Below are 24,036 nucleotides of genomic sequence, written 5' to 3'. Positions count from 1 at the left end.
TGGTTGTCGGTAGTCATTTCCTTGGTGTTAGCCGGCCATACCCACCGTTATGCACACGATGCCGAACCGACGCAGGTGATCAACATCGTCGCAGTCCCGGCCGATTTTGATCGGAGAATCTACGAAACAGTAGGTCAAACGCTAGATTTTGGTAGATACCTACGATCAACCACTTGGCCGCCGACTATCAGTGGATCGACCAGATTTCCTAGAGTCCACTAGATTTTGCTATCCACGGTCACCCACGCGCTCGTCTTCGGCGCCTGCGTGTATCCAGCGGCTTTCCTGCACCTCGGCAGACAGGCCGATCGGCCGCACCGAGCGTGGCGTCGGTGGCCAGGGCCACCGACGCGACGCCGCGAGCTGCGGCCGATCGGCGTCGACGACTACAGGCGGGTCCTGGTGGAGGGCAGGAACGGGCGCAGCAGGTTCGCCTCGGTCGACGGACCGACCTGCCATTCGGCGATCCACGGCCCGGTGCCCTCGCTCGGATCCAGCACGCCTTCCTCCAGCCAGCGGTAGCGACCGTCGAGGACGCCCCTGGTGAGGGTCCGATCTTCGTCGTCGGTGTTGTCCCACAGCGCGTCGAAGAGCGCGCGCACCCGCACCCGCGACTGCCGGCAGAACGTATCGGCGAGCTCCTCGGCGGCGGCCTCCTCGGCGCCCGCGGCCCGCTGTGCCTGAGCCCGCACACAGACCGCCGACATCGCGAACAGCTCGGCGCCGATGTCGACGATCCGGCCGAGGAAGTTCTGCCGGTACTCCAGGCCTGCCTGCCAGCGGCCCATCGCATACATCAACGATCTGGCCTGCTTGCGCGCATTGCGCTCGACGAACCGCAGGTGCCTGGCCAGCACACCGAACTCACCATAGGTTGCGGGCACGGTGCCTGCGCCGACCGCGAGCTGCGGGAACCACTTGGCGTAGAAGCCGGTCGCGCCGACAGCGGCCTTGGCCTTGGCCTTGAACTCGGCGTTGCGATCGACGAGCGCGCCTGCGGCGGCCATGTGTGCGTCGGCCATCTCCCTGGCGATCAGCAGCCGCATGATTTCGCTCGAGCCTTCGAAGATGCGGTTGATCCGCAGGTCGCGGACCAATTGCTCGGCGCCAACCGCACGTTCGCCGCGTGCCTGCAGCGAAGCCGCCGTCTCATAGCCGCGGCCGCCGCGGATCTGCACGAGCTCGTCGGCGATCCGACAGCTCATTTCACTGGCCCAAAGTTTGGCGAGCGCGGCCTCGATCCGAATGTCGTTGCGGCCCTCGTCGCACATCGTCGCGGAGAGGTCGAGTGCCGCTTCCAGCGCGTAGGTGGTGGCCGCAATGAAAGAGATCTTCTCGCCGACGGCCGCGTGTTCGCCGACCGGCCTGCCCCACTGGACCCGCTGCGTGCTCCACTCCCGCGCGATCTTCAGCGACCACTTCGATGCCGCGGTGCACAGCGCCGGAATGGCGAGGCGACCGGCGTTGAGCGTGGTGAGCGCGATCTTCAAGCCGTCGCCCTCGCGGCCGACGAGGTTGCGCTTGGGGACGCGGACGTTGTGCATCCTGGTGACGCCGTTCTCGATGCCGTGCAGGCCCATGAACGAATTGCGCCGCTCCACCGTGATTCCCGGCGAATCGGCCTCGACGATGAACGCCGAGATGCCACCGCGGTGCCCCTCGCTCTTGGGCACCCGCGCCATCACCACCAGCAGTTCGGCGACGACGCCATTGGTTGTCCACAGCTTGACGCCGTTGAGCTCGTAGGCCTCGCCGTCCTCGGTCGGTGTCGCGCTGCTCGCCATCCGAGCGGGGTCGGAGCCGACGTCGGGTTCGGTGAGCAGGAAGGCGCTGACCGCGCCCGCGGCGCAGCGGGGCAGGAACTCGGCCTTCTGTTCGGCGGTGCCCGCCAGCTTCAGCGGCTCGGGGACACCGATGGACTGATGCGCCGACAACAGCACGCCGAGCGCCGGATGCGCCGAGCCGACCAGCATCAGCGCCCGGTTGTAGCCGACCTGGGAAAGACCTTGGCCGCCGTACTCTTCCGAGATCTTCAGTCCGAAGCAGCCGAGCTCGGCAAGCCCCTTCACGTACTCGTCCGGGATCCGGGACTCCGCTTCGATCACGGCGCCGTCGATCGTTTCGCAGAACGGCCGCAGCCGGGCCAGGTAGGCCTCGGTGCGCGCGGTGTCTTCGGCGCTGGGTTGCGGGTAGGGGTGGATCAGATCGAGCCGGAACCGTCCGAGAAACATTTCCTTTGCGAACGACGGTTTGACCCAGCTGGTTTCGCGAGATTCCTCGACAAGTGCCCGGGCCTGTTCTTCGGTCGCGTCGACTTTCGCGGTGGTCGCCATGATGTCCTCCTCGGACGTGATCAGGATCACATTCGAGTGTAGAACTTTAGTTACTCGCCGGTAGGTCTGTCGGGAAAGAGATTTCTACAGATCTCTAATGATCTTGTTGGAGAGGCAAATGGGTAGCAATCAGACGCTGCGTAGATAGCGGCCGAAATGCGGCACCGTAAACCCGATGGTGCCGCGCTCGGCCGAATAGATCAGCCCTTTCTTGATCAGTCCATCGCGGGCAGGGGACAGTGAGGCAGGTTTGCGGCCGAGTTCGGTGGCGACAGCTGCGGTCGCCACCGGGCCGTCGTCCCCGGCCAGGTCTGCCATGGCGCGCATGTACTCGCGCTCGGCTGGTGTTGCGCGTTCGTAGCGAGATCCGAAGAAGCCGACGGCCAATTCTTCCTCGGCGGTCGGTGCGGCCACTTCGACATCCTCGATGCCGATCGGACTCTCCGGAGCTTGATCCCAAGCGGCCTTGCCGTACGCCTGTACGAAATATGGATAGCCGTCTGCCCTTTGGTACAGGGCATCCAGCGCTTCGTCGGTGAACTTCACCGCCTCACGTTCGGCCGGTGCCATGAGCGCCTGGTCGGCCGATTCGCGATCGAGCCGGTCGATGCGGTGATAGCTGAACAGTCGCTCCGAGTAGCTTTTCGACGCCGACAGTACTGCGGGCAGATGGGGGAGGCCGGCGCCGACGACGATGAGTGGCGCTGCGTCCTGGCTCAATTCGTGGCACGCGCCGCAGATGGCGGAGATGTCCGCGGCGCCGAGGTCCTGCATCTCATCGATGAAGATCGCAATGCCGACGCCGATATCGCCGGCCAGCGCCGCCGCCTCTTTGAGCAGTTCGATGAGGTCGATTTCGATGTCGCCGGAGTCGGCGCGACCGGTCACCGCGGGCACGTCGATGCCTGGCTGCCAGCGCTCCCGCATGCCCTTGTCCGCGGTGGAGCGGAGCGCGAAAGCCTTGAGGATGCCGAGGAAGTCGTCGACTCGCTCCGGATTCTGGTGCGCCATAGCGACCGCACGGACCGCCATGTGCAGCGCCGAGGACAGCGGGCGCCGCAGTTCCTGATCCGGACGCGCCTCGATCTTGCCGGTGCCCCACCCGCGCGAGACGGCGGCGGAGCGAAGCTGATTGAGCAGTACCGTTTTTCCGACGCCGCGCAGTCCGGTGAGCATCACGCTGCGCTCCGGCCTGCTGCGTGCGATGCGTTCCAGCACGATGTCGAAGGCGGTGAGTTGTTTGTCGCGTCCGGCCAGTTCGGGTGGGCGTTGTCCGGCTCCTGGGGCATACGGATTCCGCACGGGGTCCATGCACACACACCGTAGCGCGTCATCTCCGATAAATCTGCGGATGTCTACGGCGCGTCCTAGATATTGCTAGCGGCGCGAATTGCCTTGTTGTCATTGCACTATTGCTATCGCCACGGAAATCTCTACGCTGGTGGCCGTTCGCTGAACGGTCCAGCGCAGGAATGGAGGGGCATGTCCGAGGAATCCACTCCCACCACCACCGCCGAGGTGGTCGAGTCCTGGAACGTGCCTGCCGGAGCGACGGTCGCCGGACGCATCCGCTCCAACATCCTGGTCGCGATCGAGCGCGGGTACGACGATCCGCAGCTCGTCGCTGATCTTGCGGTCGGACCGCTGGTCATGGCGCTCGGTCAGCTCGAGGTCGACCTCGCCGAGGCGCGGCGTCGCATCGATCGGCTCGAGCGAGCGCTGTCCGAACGTTCCGGCGACGATCCTGGGCAGTCGTCCGAATTTTGATCGCGCACTACCGGATCCGGGTGTGACTGTCGATTGGATAACGGGACCGATTCCGCCGATATCGTGTCGTGATCATCCGGGCGTGTTGCTCTTCCGGCCGTTCGTGCAGGCAATTTGCCGAGACCACAGAACCTGTTTTGCTGTGCGCTGGACAACACCGCGCCCGCATCGTAATCTCTTCGTGACTTCATGGAGTCTGTCGCTTCGTAAGAGAAACGGCGCCAGGGAGTCACCGCCTAATCGACTGTCGGGGCCACCAGCTCTCGGCTGTCGTGCCGGGGACCCACAGGTTTCGTCTGGGGTGAATCCTCACAAGCCATTTCGGTTGGTGAGGTAGGACCGATCTCCCGGTCCGAGCCCGTCAGCTAACCCGGTCGGCGGGAGAGCAGCAAGATCGGAGACTCAGCTCGGTGGGTAAACACAGTTTGCAGCGGGATTCGCGGCTACCGAATTCCGTCAAGGGTGCCCTCGTCATGGGCGCGGTGGCCGCATCGACAGGTGCGATGCCCGCGATCCCCGCGATGGCCGCCACCATCAATATCCCCGGTATCGGCGACTTCGACGTCCCGCCGGAGTTCGAGCAGCCGGTTCAGCAGCTCAATCAGCAGATCCAGCAGGCCCTGACCGCGATGCCGGTGGCACCGCAGGCCCCGATGGCCGCCCCGCAGCTGCAGCTGCCCAGCTTCGGTGCGCCCAACCTGCAGGGGATGTTCCAATCCACCCCTGCGAACATCGCACTCGACGCGGCCAAGACCAAGGTCGGCGCCCAGTACTCCTGGGGTGCCGCTGGTCCCTACAGCTTCGACTGCTCGGGTCTGGTCCAGTGGGCCTACCGGCAGGCCGGAGTCGAGTTGCCCCGCACCAGCTTCGAGCAGTCGCACGTCGGCGCGCCGGTGGCGTTCCACGAACTGCAGCCCGGTGACATCGTCGTGACCAACGGCGGCGGCCACGTCGGTATGTACGCAGGCGACGGCAAGCTGCTGAATGCGGTCCAGTCGGGCGACCCGGTCTCCTACACCCCGCTGCGCCCCGACATGGTTGTGACGGCGCGCCGTATCGTCTAACGGGTGGCACCAGCCGTACCCGGCAATCAGAACACCGCGACACAGGCGCGAGTCGACTCGTGGACGTGGGCGGTGCGTCTGTTCAAAACAAGGTCCGCGGCGGCTGAGGCTTGTCGCGGAGGGCACGTCCGCGTCAATGGCGCCGCGGCCAAACCTGCCCAACCGGTACGCCCCGGCGACGAGGTGCGAATCCGCGCCGGTGGCATCGAGCGCATCGTGATCGTGGAGCGAATCGTCACCAAACGTGTCGGACCTCCGATTGCTGCGCAATGCCTGATCGACCACAGCCCGCCGCCGCCCTCGCGCGAGATTCTCGCGACGATGCCGCGCCGCGACCGGGGCTCGGGTCGGCCGACCAAACGTGAACGCCGGGAGACCGATCGGCTGCTCGGCCGCGAAGACAGTTGACCCCGCCGGGCTAGCCGCCGGCTCTTCCCGATCGGCTGCTCGGCCGCGAGACAGCTCACCCCGCCCCGTTAGTCATCGGCTCTTGTGGCGCCCGCTGTCCAGCTTGGCGCCAATGCGGCCCCGGCGATCGTGCACAGTGTCCCGAGCATCACGGCCGAAGATTCTCCCGGCACCAGAACATGCAGTTGGGTGCCCACGGTTACCGCGGCGACCGGCACGCCGATCTGTGCGGCGGCAAGCGCGCCGAAGGCCAGCGGCTGTCCGACGGCTCGGGTCGCCAGATGCACAAGGATCGCCCCGACGCCGAGGAACAGGCCGAGCCCGATCAGCTTCGGATGCTCGCCGAATTCGCGCAGATTGAGCCGGGCGCCGAGCCAGACGAAGAACAGCGGACCGAGAAAGCCGTCATTGATGGCGAAGAGCTGACGGGCGACCCGGCGTGGCTCCCCGATCCCGGCGACCGCAAGCCCGGCGGCGAAGCCCGCCAACATGATCGATACGTGCGTCTGGGTTGCCAGCGCGCACAGTGCGAACAACACGGCGAGACTCACCCGCAGCTCTAGGGCGAAGGCGCGGTCCTCGGACAGGCGGTGCACGCGGCGGCGCGCACCGGAGAGCTCGAGCTGCCGCAAAACCAGGAACAAGATGGCGGCGGCCACTGCCACCGCGATGGCGCCGAGTGCCGCGCGCCCCGCCTCGGCGGGGTCGATGACAAGCGGCAACGCAATCACGCATGCGGTATCGGCAATGGCGACCTGGGCTGTCAATGCCAGTACCGGCTTTCCCCGTAAGCCGAGCGAGTCGATGATCGGCAGCACCAGCGCCGCCGACGAAGAAGCCATGAGTACCGCATAGATCCCGCCGTGCCCGGTGCCGAACCACTCGGCCAGCCCGAAACCTGCTGCCGCGGCGAGCAATCCGACCATACCGGCACGAATTGCGCCCACCCCGAGCGCCGATCGGACGGCCGGATCCCGCACCGGGACATGGGTTCCCGCAACGAACATCACCACCGCGAAACCCATATTCGCCAGGAAGGTGAAAATCGGATCCGAAGTGTGCAGGAACCCGAAACCCGTGCTGCCGAAGAGGATTCCGGCGATCAACTCGCCCAGGATCACCGGAATGCGCCACGACCGACGCACGGCGAGGATCGGTCCGCACAGGCCGAGCGCCACGACAAGTGCCAGGGTGGAGAACGTCACGGCAGGGCGGCGATTTTCGCGGGTATCGCGATGTTTTCGTCGGCCCAGTGGACAGCGCACACCCGGTGGTAGCCGTCCGCGATCACCATCGGCACACCGGCTCGGAAGTCGCCGCGCACCAGCAGGATCGGCGAGAGCGCCGTGCCGTTGTTGATCTTGATGAGATCTCGTCGGACATACGGATTCTCGGCACCGACCAGTTCCAGCCGGGCGGCCCGCAGGATGTCCTTGGCTTTCTTGTGCACGATCGGGGCGTCACGCAGGCATGCGATGACGGCGTCGACGATCCCTGCTTCGGCCAGCAACTCCAGGTAATCCGCAGCGGCGGGATAGTCGTGTTCGTCGGGGTGGTCTTTCCAGATCACGGAGATGATTTCGGTCGTCATGGCCTCATCATCGCGGTCGCGGCTCCCGATAACGGGGAAGCGTGCGCCTTTCCGTGTCGCTGCGCGCCGCTGTACCTACTGCCGTGGCGGCTCGGCGCCGACAGCGGTCAGCTGCGGCAGCCTGCCCGACCCGTACAGTGCCCGGCATTCGCCGCGGCGCAGCTTGCCGCTGGAGGTCTTCGGAATGCGGCCGGGCTCGACCAGCACGACCGCGCCGGGCGGCACCTCGTGCACAGTGGCGATGGCTATCCGGATCCGGTGGGCGAGCGCGGCCAGTTCGTCGGCCGCCGTGGTCTCCGCTGTCACCAGCTCGGCGACCACCACCACTTCTTCGCGGCGGCCGTCGTCGTGGCCGAACGCGGTCACATGACCGGGACGCACCTCGGGCGCGCACGCCGCCACCGTTGTTTCGATATCGGCCGGGAAGTGATTGCGGCCATCTATGACGATGAGGTCCCCGAGCCTGCCCGCGATGTAGAGCTGTCCCTCATGCCAGAAGCCGAGATCACCGGTTCGTAACCAGGATTCGGCACTGCCGGGCAATCCGGCGCCGAAGCGCTGTGCAGTGGCGTCGGGGTTGCCGTAGTAGCCCGCGCAGACATTCGGACCAGCGACCCAGATTTCACCGACGGTGCCGTCCGCAACCTCGATTCGCTCGACCGCATGCACCACCGCGACCTGTTGGCCCGCCGCGCTGCCGCAGCCGACGAGGGGCACGCCATCGGCGGTGACGACCGCCAGTCCCTGTGCCAAGGCCGTGCGATCGAATCGGAGCGCGACGGGGTCATCCTCGGACCGGCAGATTGTTACCGGAAGCGTCGCCTCGGCCAAGCCGTATCCGGGGGTGTGCGCGTGGTTGCGGAAGCCGTGTGCGGCATAGGTCTCGGTGAAGTCCGCGAGTACATCGGCGCGGATCGGTTCGGCGCCGTTGAGCACTGCGTCCAGCCGGGATAGGTCGAGTCCGGACCGCTCTTGCGGTGTGGTCGACGAGACGGCGAGGGCGAGGCCGAAATTGGGGCCGCCGGTGGTTCCCGCTCCGTAGTCGCTGCAGGCGCGCAACCATCGGATGGGTCGCTTCACGAATTCCGCGGGTGCCATGGTCACCCCGTGCACCCCCGAGTACAGCGGCAGCGAGAGAGCGAGGACCAGGCCCATATCGTGGAAGAACGGCAGCCAGGTCACGATGGGTTTGTGCCGCACCGCAGGCACGGCGGACCACACCTGATCCAGTGCTGCCGCGAAATTGGCGTGCGTAACCTCCACCCCGGCAGGGGCTCGGGTGGAGCCGGATGTGTATTGCAGGTAGGCGAGGTCGGCGCGAAGCGTGTCGATCGTTGGATCTGTCACGGCCGCGGCGGCGACATCCGCCGGCAGGGTGAGCACGTTGCCCAGGGCTGGGCCGAAGAGCGCGGCGGTCATCCGGTCCGTCGCCGAGACCAGGCTCAGTGCCGGTCGGGCATCGGCCAGCACGCCCTCGATTCGAGCATGATTGCGGGTGCCCGTGGCCGGAAAAAGCGGGACGGCAACACGATTGCTGTAGAGGCAGGCCAGGAACGCGACGACATAGTCGATGCCGTGGTCGCACAGGATTGCAACTCGGTCGCCGGCATCGGTCGAAGCCCTGAGCTGTTGAGCGAGCATCCCCGCCGCGCTGTGCAATTGGGCGTAGCTCATGGTGACGGGTAGGCATTCCGAACCGCGGTAGCGCAATTCGGTATAGGCATCGGCACCAGGTTTGGTAGCCGCCCATTCGGCCACCCGGGCTGCCAGGACATTGTGCGGGGGAGCAGTTTTCGATGGCATCACTGGACCTTGCGGGGATTCGCCGCGGCCACCCGCTCGGCAAGGGCCGCGGCGAGCGCGGTGATGGTCGGGTGCTCGAAGAGTTCGGCGGTCGAGATTCGGACATCGAGCCGGGCTTCGAGTCGGCGTCGCATCTCGATGCCGAGCAAGGAGCTGAGGCCGAGTTCATTGAAGTCAGTGGTGGGATCGAGGTGTTCGGCGGGCAGGTCGAGGGTGGCGCTCAGCACGGCGCGGATGGTTGCGGTCAGTGGTTCGGAAGGGTCCTGCGGCGGGGTCGGGCTGGTGGCGGCATCGATTTTCGATCGGTCGGGGAGTGCCGGCGTTGTTGCGGAGTCGTCGGCTGCGGTGAGTAAGTCCCTGAGGCGAAGGGCGACCGGCGAGGTGTCGGACGTCGGTGCGTAGTCCAGTGCGAGGAGGTAGGCGTCGTCGTAGTGCAACGCCTGTGCCAGCAGCTGCGCACCTCGCGCCGCGGTGAATGCGGAGATACCCGCGCGCCCCATATGCGCCGCCCCGCCGGCGACTTCGGCAAGCCCCGATGCCCAGACGCCCCAGCCGACGCTCACTATTCGACGATCCTGATAGGCGAGAGCGAGTGCGTCCATGGCCGCGTTGGCAGCAGCATAGGCGGCCTGGCCGGGTGCACCGAGTGCGCCGGTGGCAGAAGAGCACAGCAGGACGAAATCGGTGGCGTCGGCGGCAGTGAGTTCGATCAGATTGCTTGCGGCACGGTGCTTCGGCGCGAACATGCGTGCGAGCTGCCGACCGCTGACAGCCTCGAATACCGCGTCCTCCAGGGTGCCCGCCGCGTGCACGATACCGCGGATGGTGGAACCGCATTCACGAATATCGTTGAGCGCGTTGCGCAGATCGTTTCGATCGGCGGCGTCGCACCGAACGACGACGATTCGGTCCTCCAGACCCTCCAACAGCGCGGGCACCGGCCGGGGTGCACGGGTCAGCACCACCACATCGTGCGCCCCCGCATCGAGCAGCCAGCGCACCGCGACAGCGCCGAGCGCACCGAGCCCGCCGGTGACCACGTAAGTCCCGTTGGTGTCGATGGGCGCCGGCGATGCGGATCGGCGGCGCGCGGCGATGAACCGGCGGATGGCCGTGACGCCGTGCGTGATTCGCAGCTCCTCAGGTATCCGACCGGTCCGCGTGGTGGATGTCTCGACAATGATGCTGCGCAGCAGCGCGGTGCTCTCCGCGGCCGAATCACTCCACACCAGTCGGACATCGTGACCCGACTCGAGCTGCAGGGAGCGCACCAAACCGGCGATCGCCATCGGTACCGAGCTATCGGTGCCGCGGCCCGGCTCGGGCGGTGCCGTCGTCCCGGCGGGCAGGCCGTGGTCGGGGAGCACGATCGTCAATGAGGCAGTGGCGTCGTCGGACTGGACGCGTTGGATCACATCGAGAATCCGTCCCACCGCGGGGACCGCGCTGGTGAATTCGCGCTGCCGCGTTGCCTCGAGTCCGGACGGCCACACCAGCACGACCGCGGTGCGCGAGGGTGTGGTCCGGCTTGCGAGCACGGCGGAAACGATCGGGCCGGCGGCGTCGGGCTCGCGGGCGACCCTTTCAGTGGGCAGCGTCCGGTCGAGTTCCCTGGTCAGCCGCATGGCCAACTCCGATTCGCCGATCACGAGAGCTCGTTGCGTGGTCCCGGATCCGCGAGCGGGACTGCTCGTCGACATGTCGTCCGGCAACTCGAGCTGTATCGGCCGCCATATCTGGCGGCGGAAGGGTCCGGTGGCCGAACCGGACTGGATCGGTGGCGGATACGCGCCGAGCGCCGCGAACCGGACCATGACACCGGACATGGCCAGCACCGGGACGCCGTGCTGGTCGGTGCCGACGATGTCGCCGGTCAGGCCCGTGTCCGTGCGTTCACGTACGAAGGCATGCGCCTCGAGCACCACGCGGTCCGATTCTGTGGACAGCCACGCCGATTCGATGCCGACCGGCAGTGGGACCGCATCGGAGGGCAGGGCGTCGGAGCTTGCCGCGGCGAGCAGCTGCAGGCAGCCATCGAGTGTCGCGGCGCGTTGCAGCGGTGCGGCATCGAAGGCGCCCAACGCACAATCGTGGCCTGCCTCGATACCGCGCAGCGGGCGGAAACCGGGTCCGTATGTCAGCTGCCGGCCGTGCAGCGCCTCGTAGAAACCATCGGGATCAATCCTGCGCATGCGGCGACGGGCCGCTCGATTTGCATCGACCACCCGCATCCATGCGACGATATCGGCGGGTGTGGGGTCACCGGCGAGCCGAGCCGATGCCAGCGTCCCGGCACCCGTGACCTCCGCCCGCACGCTGGCGTCCTCGTCGTCGCGCCGATAAGAAACCGCAGGCAGCGCGGTCAGATCGGTTCGCTCGTGCACCACGAAGTCGGCAACAGCCGTGGCTGCCGCTCCGCGCGCCAGGTGCAGCAATCGGCGCAGCCAGAACACGGCAGGCACGGTCGGCACGCCTTGCACCACGTGGTCGGCGAGATCGTCTGCTGGAAAGGCCGATTCGGCGATAGTTGCCTCGGCCGATCCGCCCTCGCGACTCGTGCGGAGAGTCGGCTCGAGGGGTGGATTGTCGCCACCCTCGCCGAGGAGAGGGCTCGGGGCAACGGCGGCGGCATCGAGCGCACCGATCAATGGGAATCGGTGTTTTATCCAATGCCGGGGTGGCGGCGCAGCGGTGAACGGCCCGTGCGCGGACCAGTCGACGGATCGTCCCTCGGTGTAGAGCCGCCCGAGGCAGGCGAGAAAGGCCGCGGCCTCGTCGTCGCGGCTTGCTACGGGGTGGGTCGAATCCTGGAAGTCGGCATGCTCGCGAACGGCCGGCGTCAGCACAGGATGGGGTGCGATCTCCAGCACGGTGGTGAGTCCGTCGGCAGCGGCGTGCTCGAGGGCCGCGGTGAGTTCGACAGTGCCCGAAGCGTTGTCGGCCCAATAGTTGGCGTCCATCTCGGCTGTGCTGATGGTTTTGCCCTGGTGCGCCGTGGAATAGACCAGTGTGTGGGGTACCAGCGGTTCGAGATGGTCGAGTGCGTCGACGAATTCGGGCAGCACCGCCGCGACCTGCGGGCTGTGCGCGGCGAAGTCCACGGCTATCCGCTGCGCGAACAGCTTGCGCCGCTTGGCCCGGCGCACCACCGTATCCACATATCGGGGTGCGCCGGAGACGACAACCGAACGCGGTCCGTTGATCGCCGCGATTCCCACCATCGCACGCAGTGGTTCCACCAGGTTCGCCACCTCGTCCGGCGCTGCCTCCACCACGGCCATCGCACCGTGACCATCCAGCCGCGCCAGAATGCTGCTGCGCCGCACGATGACGCGGGCGGCGTCCGGCAGCGACAGTGCTCCACTCACGGCCGCTCCCGCTACCTCACCAAGGCTGTGGCCGGCGACCGCATGGGGCGTGACACCCCACGATGCCAACAATTTCGCCATCCCCAGCTGGAAGGCGAACATCGCAGGCTGCACGAGTTCGGTGGCCGCACTGCCGTTGTTCGCAACCGAGGATGCGAGGGCAAACCCTTTGCGCGGAGTCCAGATTCGCGGACCACCCGCCTCGGTGATCGCGTCGGCAGCCTCGGTGACGGCTGCGGCGAACACCGGATAGCGGGCCGCGAGCGCCCGCCCCATCTTCGAGTGCTGGCTCCCCTGGCCGGAGAACAGGAACAGGACGCCGCCGCGTTGTCGCACCGAACTCGGGCCGAGCACGCCGACGCCCGCGTCTGCGGCGGCCAGGGCCCGCAACCGTCCGACAGCCTCGCCGGCATCCTGGGCGACGACAGCGGCCCGAGTGCCCTCCGGAATCAATCGCACTGTGGCTGAACCGAATTGTCGCAATGTACTGGCGTCGGCCCCAGGCCCGTCGGCCCGCTCGAGCAGGTCGGCCCACCCGGTTGCCCGGGCCCGCAGGTCCGCGACATCGCGCCCGCCGACCGCGATCAGGACAGGTGGCTCGCCGCCGCGGTGCGGGCGTTCGGTGGCGATGCCGCGCAAGACCACATGGGCATTGGTGCCGCCGAATCCGAACGAGCTCACACCGGCTCGGCGTTCGGTCACCTCGGTGTTGCTCCAGTCGATGGGTTCGGTCGGGACGCGCAGTCCGTGCTCGGCGAGTTTCAGCAGCGGGTTCTCGGTGTGGAAGTGGATGGTCGGTGCGATCACGCCGTGCCGAATGGACAGCGCCGTTTTGATCAGGCCGGTGACGCCCGCCGCGGCCTCGAGGTGACCGATATTGGATTTGATCGAGCCGATCCAGGTCGCGCCGGAATGGTCGCCGCGCAGCACCGCTGCGATGGCGCCGACCTCGACCGCGTCACCCAATGGCGTACCGGTGCCGTGACATTCGAGATAGCCTGCCGTGCCCGGGTCGAGCCCGGCCTGCGCCCATGCGGTGCGCAGGGTTTCCTGCTGGGCGCGGCCGCTCGGCGCATACAGGCCATTGGAGCGGCCGTCCGAGCCGACCGCCGAGCCGACGATCTCCGCGTACACCCGGTTGCCGTCGCGCAGTGCGTCGGCGGTGCGCTGCAGGACGACCACGCCGCAGCCGTCGCCACGGGTGTAGCCGTCCGCTGCGGCGTCGAACGGTTTGCAGCGGCCGTCGGGTGCCAGGAATCCGCCCTCGGCCAGGTAGTCGGAAGTATGCGGCAGCAGCGCGAGATTGACACCGCCCACGATGGCGAACGGCACCGCGTCGTCGGCGAGCATGCGCAGCGCGAGGTCCACCGCGGCCAGCGAGGACGAGCATGCGCTGTCCACCACCAGGCTCGGTCCGTGCAGGTCGAGCACGTAGGACAGCCGGTTGGCGATGATGCTGAGCGCGGCGCCGGTCACCGCGTAGGGCGCATCGTTTCCGCCGTGACCGAGCACCGCGATGCCGTGGTCGTAGGAGCAGGCGCCGAAGACGACGGCCGCACCGGAACCTCGGGTGCGGTAGCCGATTCCGGCATCGTCGATGGCCTCCACCGCGACCTCCAGCGCAAGCCGCTGCTGCGGATCCATCAGCGCGGTCTCCCGGCCGGAGATGGCGAACCAGTCGTTGTCGAAGGATTCGACATCGTCGAGATACCCGCCGCGGCGCCCACCGAGCCGTCCGGCCGGTGGTTCGCCGGTGGCGTCCCTGCCCTCCAACAGCAGCCGCCAGAAGTCGGCAACGCCCGCGGCACCTGGGACCCGGCAGCCGATACCGACGATTGATACCGGCGGATACGGCCGGTCGGATGTGGTGGTGGTTGTCATCGCATCGCGAGATACTCGACAAGCTGCTCGATATCCGGGTTGTCGTAGAGCGCGGTGAGTGAAACCTCGACGCCCATGGCATCTTCCAGGCGCGCCGTGAGCCGGGCGAGCTGGAGCGAGCCGAGTCCGAGTTCGCTGAACGGGGCGTTGGTGGACACCGCGGCGGCCTCGACACCGAGCAGATCCGCGATCGCGGCGACGGCCGCGGTGGTGAGTGCGGTTCGCCGACTGTACGGGTTCGGAAGACTGGACGCCATCGATCTCCCTCCCCTTCGACCGAAAGTTGCCGCACGGAAGTTGCCGCCCGCGGGCTGCTGACGGTGGCGGCCGGTACCCCAGAAATTATGCCGCAGAAATCGTTGTGGGCAAGGCCGGAAATTGCCTGGCCCCCCGCCGCTTTCACCGGCTGCCTCGATCGCCTACGGTGGCACGATGGCCGACAGCAGCGAGCGGACGCCCACCCTTCCCACTGTCTTGCGCTGTTGCGCTGCGGTAGCTGCGACGCCGGGGCGGTTGCTGCGCCCGCGGCGCCCCGATGCCGCGTTGCTTGCGAGCCTGAGTCCGCAACCGCTGCCGCCCGCGCAGGTCACCGTCGGACTCACGGTGCTGATGCAGGGCAGGATGTCGGCGCCGACGACCATCGTCGCCGAGGGCGTGCGGAGCATCGGTCAGCTGCCGATGACGATGTCGACCTACCTCATCGAGCACCCGAGCGCGCGCTTCCTGGTGGATCCGGCGCTGTGTTCCGGCGTGCACGATCGAGTGCTGCCCGAACTCCCGTTCCCGATCCCGCTGCTGGTTGCCCCGCACAAGCCCGTGCTCGGGCTCTCCGATGCCCTTGCCGCCCGCGATATCGCCGTCACCACGATCGACTTCGTGATCCCGACCCACCTGCACTGGGACCATGTGTCAGGTCTGCTCGAGCTGCCCGATTCCGTAGCGATCCGCCTGCCCGCCGCCGAGCACGCCTGGGCGCTCGGTGGTGAGCACGCCCCGACCGGTGTTGCCCGCGGTCCGCTGCGCGCCCGCACCTTCGACACCTTCGAGCTCGACGGGCCACCGGTCGCGACCTTCCCGCGCAGCAAAGACCTGTTCGGCGACGGCTCGGTGCTGCTCGTCGATCTGGCCGGGCACACGCCGGGCAGCATCGGCGTACTGCTCGCGGTCGACGACGGCAGCCGAGTGCTGCTGGCCGGTGACGCGGTGTGGAACAAGCTGCAGGTAGAGCTGATTCGGGAGAAGGCGCCGATGCCCGGTCAACTATTCGACGCCGACCGCGATGCCGCGTTCGCCACCATCCATCGGTTGCACGCGTTGCCCGACGGCATCGATATCGTCGCGGCCCACGACTACACCGCCGTCGCCGCGCTGGCCGCAAAATAGGTAGTGGACCAGTTCAGCGACCGAATCCCGTTTGCTGATTTTCCGCCGGCCCCTTAGGTTGGCGTACATGCTTTACGGTCGCGCTGGAGATATACAGCAGATCGGAAGATTGCTGGACGGGGCGCGCCACTCCCGTAGCGGCGCGCTGGCGATCATCGCGGAGGCGGGCGAGGGCAAGTCCGCGTTGCTGCACCATGCCGAGGAACTGTCCGGGGCTGGTTGGCGGGTGCTGCGCTGCACCGGCATCGAGAGCGAATCCGAACTGCCCTTCGCCGGCCTGCACCTCTTGCTCAACCCGACGCTGGATCGGATCGACGCGGTGCCGGGTCCGCAGCGCGACGCTCTGCGCGGCGCGCTCGGTTTGTGTCCGGCCGAGCAGGCCGACCGGTTCCTTGTCGGAGTCGCCACCTTGTCACTGCTGGCCGAGTTGTCCGCCGAGGGTCCGGTGCTGTGTTTGATCGACGATGCGCAGTGGCTGGATCGCCCCTCGGCCGACGCATTGCTGTTCGCGGCTCGACGGCTCGGCGCCGAAGGCATCGTGATGCTGTTCGCGGGCCGTACCGAATTCATCGCGCCCGGTTTGCCGGAATTGCGGCCTGTGCCGCTGGATGGCGAAGCCGCCGCTGCCCTGCTCGCGGACTTCTGGCCGGACCTGGAGCCTGCGGTGCGTCGGCGGGTGCTCGCCGAGGCATCGGGCAATCCCTTGGCGCTGCTCGAACTGCCGCGGATGGATCTCGATTCGCCGCAGCTGGGACCGTTGCCGCTGCCGTCGCGTCTGCAGAGCGGATATGCACAGTTCATCGCCGACCAGTCCGAGGCAGCCCGCATAGCCATGCTGGTGGTCGCCGCCGAGGAGACCGGTGACCTCGGTCTGGTGTTGCGGGTGCTCACCGAAATGGGGCTCACCGCAGACGCGCTCGCGGAGGCCGAACGTTCCGGCATGGTGTGCATCACGGGACCGTCCGTGTCGTTTCGGCACCCGCTCAAGCGCGCGGCCGCCTACCACAGCGCGTCTTTCACCCAGCGTCTCGCGGTGCATGCTGCCATTGCCACAGCGCTGGCCGACGATCCCGACCGCAGTGCTTGGCACCGTGCCGCGGCCGCGACGGGCCCGGACGAGACCGTCGCCGCGGCGTTGGAACTCGCCGCCGATCGGGCCCGCGACCGGACCGGTCACGCCTCGGCCGCCGCGGCACTCGAGCGCGCCGCATCGCTCACGCCGGACCCGGCCGTGCGGGCCCGGCGGCTGATGTCTGCGGTCGAAATCGCCGCAGAGGCCGGCCGGACCGACCGTGCTCTTCGTCTTGCCGAGCAGGCCGAGCGATTGGACCTCGACCCGAGCCAACGCGGCCGGATCGGCGGGGTGCGCGGATTGATCGAGTTCGAGCACGGCTCACTGCGTAAGGCGCACAACCTGTTCATGGAGGCTGCCGAGCACCTCGCCGAGGTCGATCCCGAGCGTGCCGCGTGGACCTTGATCGAAGCGGGGCGCGCGTCGTGGACCGCCGGTGACCTCACCGGGGTCGTCCGGGCGCGTGACCGGATGGCGGCGTTGCCACTCGGTGATCAGGGAGCGCTGCTGGTTTCGTCGGTGAACGGGCCACTCATGCTGCATTCCGGTGAGCGCGCGGCCGGGGTCGCGCAGATCCGCGCCAGTGTGGCCTTCAGCCGCGCCATTCCACTCGAAATGATCTCCATCCGGCTCGCCTACGCGCTGCAGGCAGCGCTGATCGGCGATATGCCCGACGCGCGGGACATGTTGGCGGAGTTGGCCGAGTTGCTGCGTGATCGCGGCATGATCGGCTGGTTGCCCGCCGTCGGCTGCACGCTGGCGACGACGGAGTTGATCCTCGGTCGCTTTCGCGAAGCCGAGCTCACCTCGACCCAGTACGGGCGGATCGCCGCCGATATCGGCCAGCCCAACCGGGTCTGCCATGCCGAGGGAAATCTGGCGATCATCGCGGCTGTCCGAGGTGACGAGCAGCGCTGCCGCGAACTCGCCGAACGCAATTTGCGCGAAGCGCCCGGCGACTACAACGCCATTGATGTCGCGCACTTCCAATGGGCGCTCGCATTGCTCGACCTCGGTCTCGGGCGCAACGAGCTCGCGCTCGATCGGCTGGAGGCGCAGTACCATTCGCCGAATCGGGCGCGGGGCCAGTGGATCGATCTGCTATCGGACCTGGTGGAAGCCGCCGCACGGCTGCGGAGTCCGCAGCGGGCCGTCGAGGCGTTGACCGATATCGAAGAGTGGTCCAGCGCTATCGAATCGCCATGGGCCGAGGCTTTGACGTTGCGCTGCAAGGCGCAACTCAACGGCGACGGCGAGCTGTTCGGGCAAGCATTGAAACTGCATGCCGCAGTGGAGCGTTGGTATGACTACGCGCGCACCGGCCTGCTCTACGGCGAATGGTTGCGCCGTGAACGGCGCGCGGGCGAGGCCCGTACCCACCTGCGCAAGGCGTTGGAGATCTTCGACCGTCTCGGCGCCGCGCCGTGGGCCGAACGTGCCCGCACCGAACTGCGTGCGGCGGGCGAGGGCGTGGTGCCTGAGCCGGAAACCGATCTGGCCGCGGTCCTCACCCCGCAGGAATTCCAGGTGGTCCGGCTGGCGGCCGCCGGTTCGACGAACAAAGAGATCGCCGCCCAACTGTTTCTGAGTCCGAAAACCGTTGGGCACCACCTGTATCGCGCCTTCCCTAAACTCGGCGTGGCCAGCCGCGTCGAGCTCGTCCGCCTCGAGCTCGACTGACTCCGACCGCGTCGATCTGTCGAGCCCCGAGTGAAGGCGTGGCCACTGTTGGTGCGCTTGGCTCGAATGAAGGCGACGCCGCCGCTGGCGCGCTTGGCTCGAGTGAAGGCGACGGGGTCGAGGAACATCGTTGAGAAATCCGCTGCGATGATTGATGGCATCCACACCACTACCAGGACGACGCAGAACACGGAAAAGCCTGCGCGAGAGGCAAATTCACAGGCTTTCGTGACGAATCGATCGAAGACGGACAGCTGCCTGGCGCGACTTGTCGATGTGCCGGGCAGAACGTCCATCCACGTGCTCCTTCGAACTCGGATACAGCCGATCGGTGCGGCGATACCCGGCGAATACCGAGGTAAACGGCCGGATTGTCCGACTGGGGGTCTTCTGGTTTCAGTGAACTACCGGGCAGCGAAACCGCTCCGGTCTCCATTCCCACCTCGGAAGTAGCTGATACCTTGCGTGGGGGCGCATCCAGACTGGAGTCTGGATCAGATCGATGCTTGGGGGAGACAGTCGCATGAACTCGGCCACACAGTGGTTCACCGGTCGGAACAGGCGCGGGATCTGGATCGTGGTGCTGGTCGTGGTGGTAGGCGTGGTGGTGGGCGTGGCGGCGATCGTGTGGACGGACCGGTCACCTCGGCAGTCGCAGCAAGCGACTCCGGTGTTGGGCGGCAGGTTTCGTATTTCGCCCCAGCTCGACTCCGCTCCCGCCCCGCGGTGGACGGTGCGCGCCTCGGATCTGTCCGATGAGCCCGGTGCGGTCCTGCTGTCGGCCCCGCACAGTTTGGGCCGCTACTACGGATACGGCGGGCTGATGGACGCCGGGACGCTGATCGTGGCGGCCACCGCGGTGCCGGGTAGCGCAACCGGCGAGGCTGGATTGCCGGTCGGTCCGGTGCGAATGCACGGTATCGACCCGGACACCGGAAAGCCGCGCTGGACAACCGATGTCGGTGAAGTCGACGGCTGTGGTGAAATCGTCCTCGAGGGGCTGCTCACCTGTCGCGGCACACATCGAGTGCTGATCGTCGACAGTGCGACCGGCAGGGTACTCACGGACCACACAACGGATTTCGAGGTCATGGACATCGCGGTCCGCGACGGCGTTGTCTCCGTTGCCGGGCGCACCGCGGACTGGCAGACCGCTGTCATTACGCGAGGGACCGTTGCCGATATCGCCGCGACCTGGCGCAAGACGTATCCGACACCGATTCCCGGCGAACCCGTTACTCCCCGGATCGACGCCCCGGATTACTTCCGGGAAGGGCGCGACGGCAAGGTCCGCGTATTCGATCTGCGTTCCGGTGAGCTGCTTTTCACCGCTCCCGTCGGCCACGTCTTCGACGGCGGCTTGATCGCCACGCAGGTGATCGATCGCAGCGGCAGTGCGGGAACAGTCGCGCTGCTCGGTCGCGATGGCCACCGGATCACCGAGGTCGCCAATGCCAGCTTCATCCTCGAGTGGTATCCGGCCGCAACCGCGACACCACTGCCGATCCTTACCGGGGAGAGCGCCTACGACCGGACGAGCGGCCGAGTTCTGTGGACCAATGCGCTGATCGGCCTCGACGATCTCACGGGACGCAAGGGCGCGATAGTCGGAGTGGTGCGCGATACGGTGATCGTCCGATCGCTCGATGGCGCAACGCTTTCCGGTCTCGATCTCACCGACGGACATCGAATCTGGCAGCAGCCGTCGCCATTCGCGAACACCTCACAGTTCACGAGGTACGAAGGCATCACCGACGCAAGCCATCTCATCTTGACCGACGGCGTCACCGTGCAGGCGATCGATGGCGCAGACGGTTCGCCGGTGTGGTCAATGCCATTGCCGCCCAGCGGTGATTCTCGATTGCGCTCCGCGGTGCACGCGATGGGCGGTCGCATGGTCACAACGACCGCCCAGGAATTCACCGGATACGCTGCGGATTGATCAGATAGTCGCGTCGTTCGGTCGGTCCCTGTAGATCCGAAATGCCTTGCGATCAGCGGCCGAAGCGCTCTCTCCGACTGTTTCGGCGGCAGCCAGTAGTGCTCGGTATACATGTGGCAGTGCGGTGACGTGCAGGCTGTAGCCTTGGCCACGTCGCACTTGCCGGCCTTGTTGCAGGGCGAGGCGCTCGGTGTCACCGAGATCGCCGCTGTAGCCGGTCAGGTGGCGGGCGATCTTGCCCGGCATCTCGATTCGGATCGGGTGTGGTTCTTCGTTGTCGGCGCGTGCGGTTTGTTCGCCTCGGCCGGGCAGTAGGTCGGCGATCGCGGTGCGGATCGCGACCCGGCTCACCAGGTGCCTGCGTGCCAGAGCGGCGATGCTCGCCCCTTCGCGGTATTGCCGGCGGACCTCGTCCACCGCCCCGAGCGTGGCGACCTGCGGGCGGCGCCTGGATTTGACGCCTTGCGCCCAGGCGGCGGCCAGGCCCTCGCGGGTGAGTTCGTTTTGCAGGTCGCGCTGGAACTGGCCGACCGAGATCAGCACGTTGACCAGCATGGTGGTGGTCGCGTCGGCCGCGGCGAGGTCGGTGATGCCGGACAGCACCCGCAGCTTCACGCCGTGTTGTTGGCACCAGTCGCGCACGGCGAGGATGTCGGCGAGGTCGCGGCAGAGTCGGTACAGCTCGGACACCGTCAGCCGGTCCCCAGCTCGTGCGTATTCAGCCAACTGACGGAATCCCTCGCGTTCGAGTCCGGGGATCTTGGATGAGGTGGCCGGGTCGGCGAACAGCCGCACGCCGTGGGTGCCGTCGAGGAGACCGGACTCGGTGATGAGGTGGGTCTGGCGCAGGGTGCTTTGCTCGTCGGTGGATACGCGGGTGTAGACGAGTTCGGCCATCGCAGTGTTTATTTCGCCTCGGCCCGGTGGGTTTCGGTTCACCCTACTGTCTGTCGTTAAACCCTGTCGTCAATCGGGAACGGATCCCATTGGATCGGGTGCGTCGGTTCCGCATAATTCGGTCGGCGCGGAAGCAGTCTCCGAGGCATGTCTTCAAAGGCGGAACGACTCGCGGTCCAACTGCCAGAAGACGCGAGATACAAGCACTTTGGGTCGATCATCGCCACCGCACTGAACCAAGCAGGCGCCGTACCAACTGGCTCGGGCGGCTCAGCTGACGCACCTCTTGCGAACCCAGCGGCGACGGAAGCCGCTCCAGGACTGCCCTGAGCGCGAAGCTACTTTGCGGATCGGGTCAGCTTCGGGATTCCGGGGGCCAGGCTAGTGGCTGCTGACGGGCCAGCGATTCGGTTCACATACCCGTTGAGTCTGGCCGCGTCGTAGGCGATACCGCCTCTACAGCCCGGCGGTCGGGATCACTGAGCTCGAAGAGGGGTTTCCGGGCGGCCGGTCGTCGAGGGCGCGCTGCAAGTCGGTGTTGATGCGTTCGGCTTCGGCGAGCTGGTCTTCGAGGATCATGATCCGACACGCCGAGTCCAGGGGGTTACTGGCGTCGACAAGCTCGCGCACGCTGAACCGCGCCCGATCCGCTCAACTCAAGAAGCGCTGCCGGTCGGCGGAAGCGCCTGACGCGCACTCTCGCATGCGGCATGGTCGGCCTCGGGCTTGTCCTCGCCGTTTCGAGCGCAACCCTGTCGGTTGTAACCGAAGCGGTCCCGACCGAAGCTGTCGTAACCGAAGCGGTCCCGGCCGAAGCGGTCCCGACCGAAGCTGTCGTAACCGAAACTGTCGTAACCAGATCGGTCCCGACCGAAGCGGTCGCGGCCGAAACTGTCGTAACCGGATCGGTCGCGGCCGAAGCGGTCCCGGCCGAAGCTGTCGTAACCGAAGGTGTCGTAGCCGTCGGACTGGCAGCCGACGGTCAGAACCGTCGTACAGGGAGCGGCGAGCGCGGGCACCGCCGCGGCTGCGGGAGCCAGCGCCATTGTCGTGATCACGACGGCTCGCGCCACCGTCACCCGCGCGCGGCCCGGATTCATTCTTGTCAGCAAGGGTCGGCTTCCTACTCGAACGGAACCCCACCGCAGGGTCCGCACAGCACATCGAAACGTTCTGTGCAGCGAAGGTATCAAGGACGGTCCACTACCGCCTCCGGGTAAACCCCCATTTTCCCGTTAGCGTGCGGCGGGCTCGTGCGTGGTGGTCCGCAGTTCGATGCTCGGCTCGTTGTCCAGCCTTTTGACCTCGGTGATGGTGTCGCTGAAACGTTCTTGCAGACTGCACATTTCGTGATCCCCTCGCGAACGTGTTCCCCGTGGCCCGACCAGCCTACGACGGGTCGGCGGCGCGGCCGCGGAAGACGGATTTACTGACACTCCGATGACGAATTGGCGCCTCGCCGCGATGGAGGGCAGGCCCGCCGACGAATCACACGGCACGGCGGGCGGTCTCAGCACCACCGAGCTCGGGATCGTGTCGGCGGTGACCACGCCGAGGCTGCCCGGGCCAGCGGCGAGTGCACCGACTCAACGATGTTCCTCGACCCCCGCGACGCCGCCGCTGGTGCGCTTGGCTCGAGTGAAGGCGCCGCCGCCGCTGGTGTGCTCGGCTAGAACGAAGGCGAGGCCACCGCTTACTCGTATTCGGTGCCGCCGTCGCGCAGCAGGTACGCGTTCGACACGACCTTGCCGATGGCGCGCCCACCGAGCACCGTCGAATAGCGTTCCACCGCAGGCCGAACCACGAGGCCCTCGCGAATATTGGTTCCGGAGCCGGTGACGGTCTCGGTGCCCTCGGCGAGTTCGAGCAGCAGATCGATGTCGTAAGGCCCGTCATATAGCACCGGGACACGCGGCAGAGTGATGCCGAGTTCATCGAGCAGCGCACCGATCTCGTGATGCCCGAGCCAGCGCAGCGGGGGACCCACCGGCTCGACCGCGATGTCGAATACCGCGTATCCCAGCGTCTCGTCCCGGCTCGCGACCGCGCCGTAGTGCAGATCCTGCACCCCGGCGCCGAACACCTCGCCGAACAGGCCGATCCGCGAAAGATCGAGTGCCTCGGAGATTTTCCGCGCGGCCTCGATCAGCCCGTACCGCCGCACGGCCCGCCAGTACAGGTTGCCGTCGGCGGCGGTCAGTGCCAAGGACTGCCCGCCGATTCCCTTGGACGACACATGAACCCGGTCGTCGTTGCGGACATAGGTCATCAGGCACGCGCTGCCGTGGACCTTCTCCGTCGCGACCACCGCTTCGCCGGCCACAAAAATGTCCGGGTATCGCTTGATGTTCTCGACATCGATCCACCGAATCAGATCCGGTGCGGATTCCACCTGTCCCGACATCGAAACCGGCACCGGGGGCACCCATTTGGTCACCCCGAGCAGCTCGGCGAAATCGGTTCGGGCGGCCTCGGCCTGCGCGAGATCCACCGTGCCGATCACACCGGGAAGGCAGACGATCCCTTGCGAAACCTCGCCGCGCAACCGCACCGTCTTCACCCGATTGCGCGCGCCGCCTGCCAGCTTTCCGGTCAGTCCGAGTTCCTCGATCAGCCCATCGGGCAGGATGGCCTGCTCGGGGATATACAGCGCGTAGTCCCCGGTGGCGAACTGCCCCTTGGCGATTACCGCACGATAGAGCCCGACCTGAGCGAGCTCGAGCCGCTCGGCATTCGGATGTGGATGGACGACCAGCCGCTCCGCGGTGACCTGCAACGTCGACATAGGAAACCCCCTTCTTCGTCCGCCGAGCCTACGTTCCGGATAGCTGGGCGGTCGAAGGGTTT

The 24,036-nt window shown here is 67.0% G+C and carries 17 protein-coding genes and 1 riboswitch; of the genes, 6 read left to right on the top strand and 11 right to left on the bottom strand.

Going from position 1 to position 24,036, the window contains the following annotated elements; genetic code table 11:
• Positions 1-386: 386 nt before the first annotated feature.
• Positions 387-2,333 carry an acyl-CoA dehydrogenase family protein gene (locus OHQ90_RS04475; protein WP_328407609.1) on the bottom strand — a complete coding sequence of 649 codons (1,947 nt, stop codon included), beginning with the start codon at positions 2,331-2,333 and terminating at the stop codon, positions 387-389.
• Positions 2,334-2,462: 129 nt separating this feature from the next.
• Entirely contained in the window at positions 2,463-3,644 is a 1,182-nt protein-coding gene (locus tag OHQ90_RS04470; RefSeq protein ID WP_328407608.1) for an ATP-binding protein, read from the bottom strand.
• A gap of 171 nt (positions 3,645-3,815) precedes the next feature.
• Here OHQ90_RS04470 and OHQ90_RS04465 point away from each other — a divergent pair, with 171 nt between their 5' ends.
• From OHQ90_RS04465 to OHQ90_RS04455, 3 genes are all read left to right on the top strand, one after another.
• The gene (locus OHQ90_RS04465) at positions 3,816-4,100 is read left to right on the top strand and encodes a hypothetical protein (RefSeq protein WP_328407606.1); all 285 of its coding nucleotides are present in this window, start codon (positions 3,816-3,818) and stop codon (positions 4,098-4,100) included.
• Between the two features lie 223 nt (positions 4,101-4,323).
• Positions 4,324-4,495: riboswitch (cyclic di-AMP (ydaO/yuaA leader) on the top strand.
• Positions 4,496-4,573: 78 nt separating this feature from the next.
• On the top strand, positions 4,574-5,164 hold the full coding sequence (locus OHQ90_RS04460) for a C40 family peptidase (protein ID WP_406239073.1): 591 nt from the start codon (positions 4,574-4,576) through the stop codon (positions 5,162-5,164).
• A gap of 3 nt (positions 5,165-5,167) precedes the next feature.
• Positions 5,168-5,572: an RNA-binding S4 domain-containing protein gene (locus tag OHQ90_RS04455; protein WP_328407602.1), complete on the top strand. Its 405-nt coding sequence runs from the start codon at positions 5,168-5,170 to the stop codon at positions 5,570-5,572.
• Positions 5,573-5,640: 68 nt separating this feature from the next.
• On the opposite strand, the gene OHQ90_RS04450 is transcribed toward OHQ90_RS04455, so the two are convergent.
• The 5 genes from OHQ90_RS04450 to OHQ90_RS04430 form a co-directional block, all read right to left on the bottom strand.
• Positions 5,641-6,777: a cation:proton antiporter gene (locus OHQ90_RS04450; protein WP_328407600.1), complete on the bottom strand. Its 1,137-nt coding sequence runs from the start codon at positions 6,775-6,777 to the stop codon at positions 5,641-5,643.
• The gene (locus OHQ90_RS04445; protein ID WP_328412535.1) at positions 6,774-7,151 is read right to left on the bottom strand and encodes a hypothetical protein; all 378 of its coding nucleotides are present in this window, start codon (positions 7,149-7,151) and stop codon (positions 6,774-6,776) included. The genes OHQ90_RS04450 and OHQ90_RS04445 overlap by 4 nt, the downstream gene beginning before the upstream one ends.
• Before the next feature lie 87 nt (positions 7,152-7,238).
• Positions 7,239-8,966 carry a fatty acyl-AMP ligase gene (locus OHQ90_RS04440; protein WP_328407598.1) on the bottom strand — a complete coding sequence of 576 codons (1,728 nt, stop codon included), beginning with the start codon at positions 8,964-8,966 and terminating at the stop codon, positions 7,239-7,241.
• Positions 8,966-14,215: an SDR family NAD(P)-dependent oxidoreductase gene (locus OHQ90_RS04435; protein ID WP_328407596.1), complete on the bottom strand. Its 5,250-nt coding sequence runs from the start codon at positions 14,213-14,215 to the stop codon at positions 8,966-8,968. The genes OHQ90_RS04440 and OHQ90_RS04435 overlap by 1 nt, the downstream gene beginning before the upstream one ends.
• Positions 14,212-14,472: an acyl carrier protein gene (locus tag OHQ90_RS04430; RefSeq protein ID WP_328407594.1), complete on the bottom strand. Its 261-nt coding sequence runs from the start codon at positions 14,470-14,472 to the stop codon at positions 14,212-14,214. The genes OHQ90_RS04435 and OHQ90_RS04430 overlap by 4 nt, the downstream gene beginning before the upstream one ends.
• Before the next feature lie 175 nt (positions 14,473-14,647).
• Between OHQ90_RS04430 and OHQ90_RS04425 the strand changes: the two genes are divergently transcribed.
• The 3 genes from OHQ90_RS04425 (at position 14,648) to OHQ90_RS04415 (ending at position 20,292) form a co-directional block, all read left to right on the top strand.
• On the top strand, positions 14,648-15,598 hold the full coding sequence (locus tag OHQ90_RS04425; protein WP_328407592.1) for an MBL fold metallo-hydrolase: 951 nt from the start codon (positions 14,648-14,650) through the stop codon (positions 15,596-15,598).
• A gap of 67 nt (positions 15,599-15,665) precedes the next feature.
• Complete coding sequence (locus OHQ90_RS04420) at positions 15,666-18,350, top strand: helix-turn-helix transcriptional regulator (RefSeq protein WP_328407590.1); 2,685 nt, start codon at positions 15,666-15,668, stop codon at positions 18,348-18,350.
• 523 nt (positions 18,351-18,873) lie between these two features.
• Positions 18,874-20,292: an outer membrane protein assembly factor BamB family protein gene (locus tag OHQ90_RS04415; RefSeq protein ID WP_328407588.1), complete on the top strand. Its 1,419-nt coding sequence runs from the start codon at positions 18,874-18,876 to the stop codon at positions 20,290-20,292.
• Here the strand turns inward: OHQ90_RS04415 and OHQ90_RS04410 are convergent, their stop codons facing one another.
• From OHQ90_RS04410 to OHQ90_RS04395, 4 genes are all read right to left on the bottom strand, one after another.
• Positions 20,293-21,189 (bottom strand): recombinase family protein, encoded by an 897-nt coding sequence (locus tag OHQ90_RS04410; RefSeq protein ID WP_328407586.1) that lies wholly within the window; start codon positions 21,187-21,189, stop codon positions 20,293-20,295.
• A 456-nt stretch (positions 21,190-21,645) separates the two neighbouring features.
• A complete protein-coding gene (locus tag OHQ90_RS04405; RefSeq protein ID WP_328407585.1) occupies positions 21,646-21,768 on the bottom strand; it encodes a hypothetical protein in 123 nt (40 codons plus the stop codon).
• A 77-nt stretch (positions 21,769-21,845) separates the two neighbouring features.
• Positions 21,846-22,301, bottom strand: coding sequence for a hypothetical protein (locus OHQ90_RS04400; protein WP_328407583.1), 456 nt, complete (start codon positions 22,299-22,301; stop codon positions 21,846-21,848).
• A 581-nt stretch (positions 22,302-22,882) separates the two neighbouring features.
• Entirely contained in the window at positions 22,883-23,974 is a 1,092-nt protein-coding gene (locus OHQ90_RS04395) for an RNA ligase (ATP) (protein WP_328407582.1), read from the bottom strand.
• Between the last annotated feature and the right edge of the window lie 62 nt (positions 23,975-24,036).

This window comes from Nocardia sp. NBC_00403 (assembly GCF_036046055.1).
Taxonomy (GTDB): domain Bacteria; phylum Actinomycetota; class Actinomycetes; order Mycobacteriales; family Mycobacteriaceae; genus Nocardia.
The sequence above is the reverse complement of the archived record's forward strand: the minus strand, read 5'-3'. Positions and strand labels throughout refer to the sequence as shown.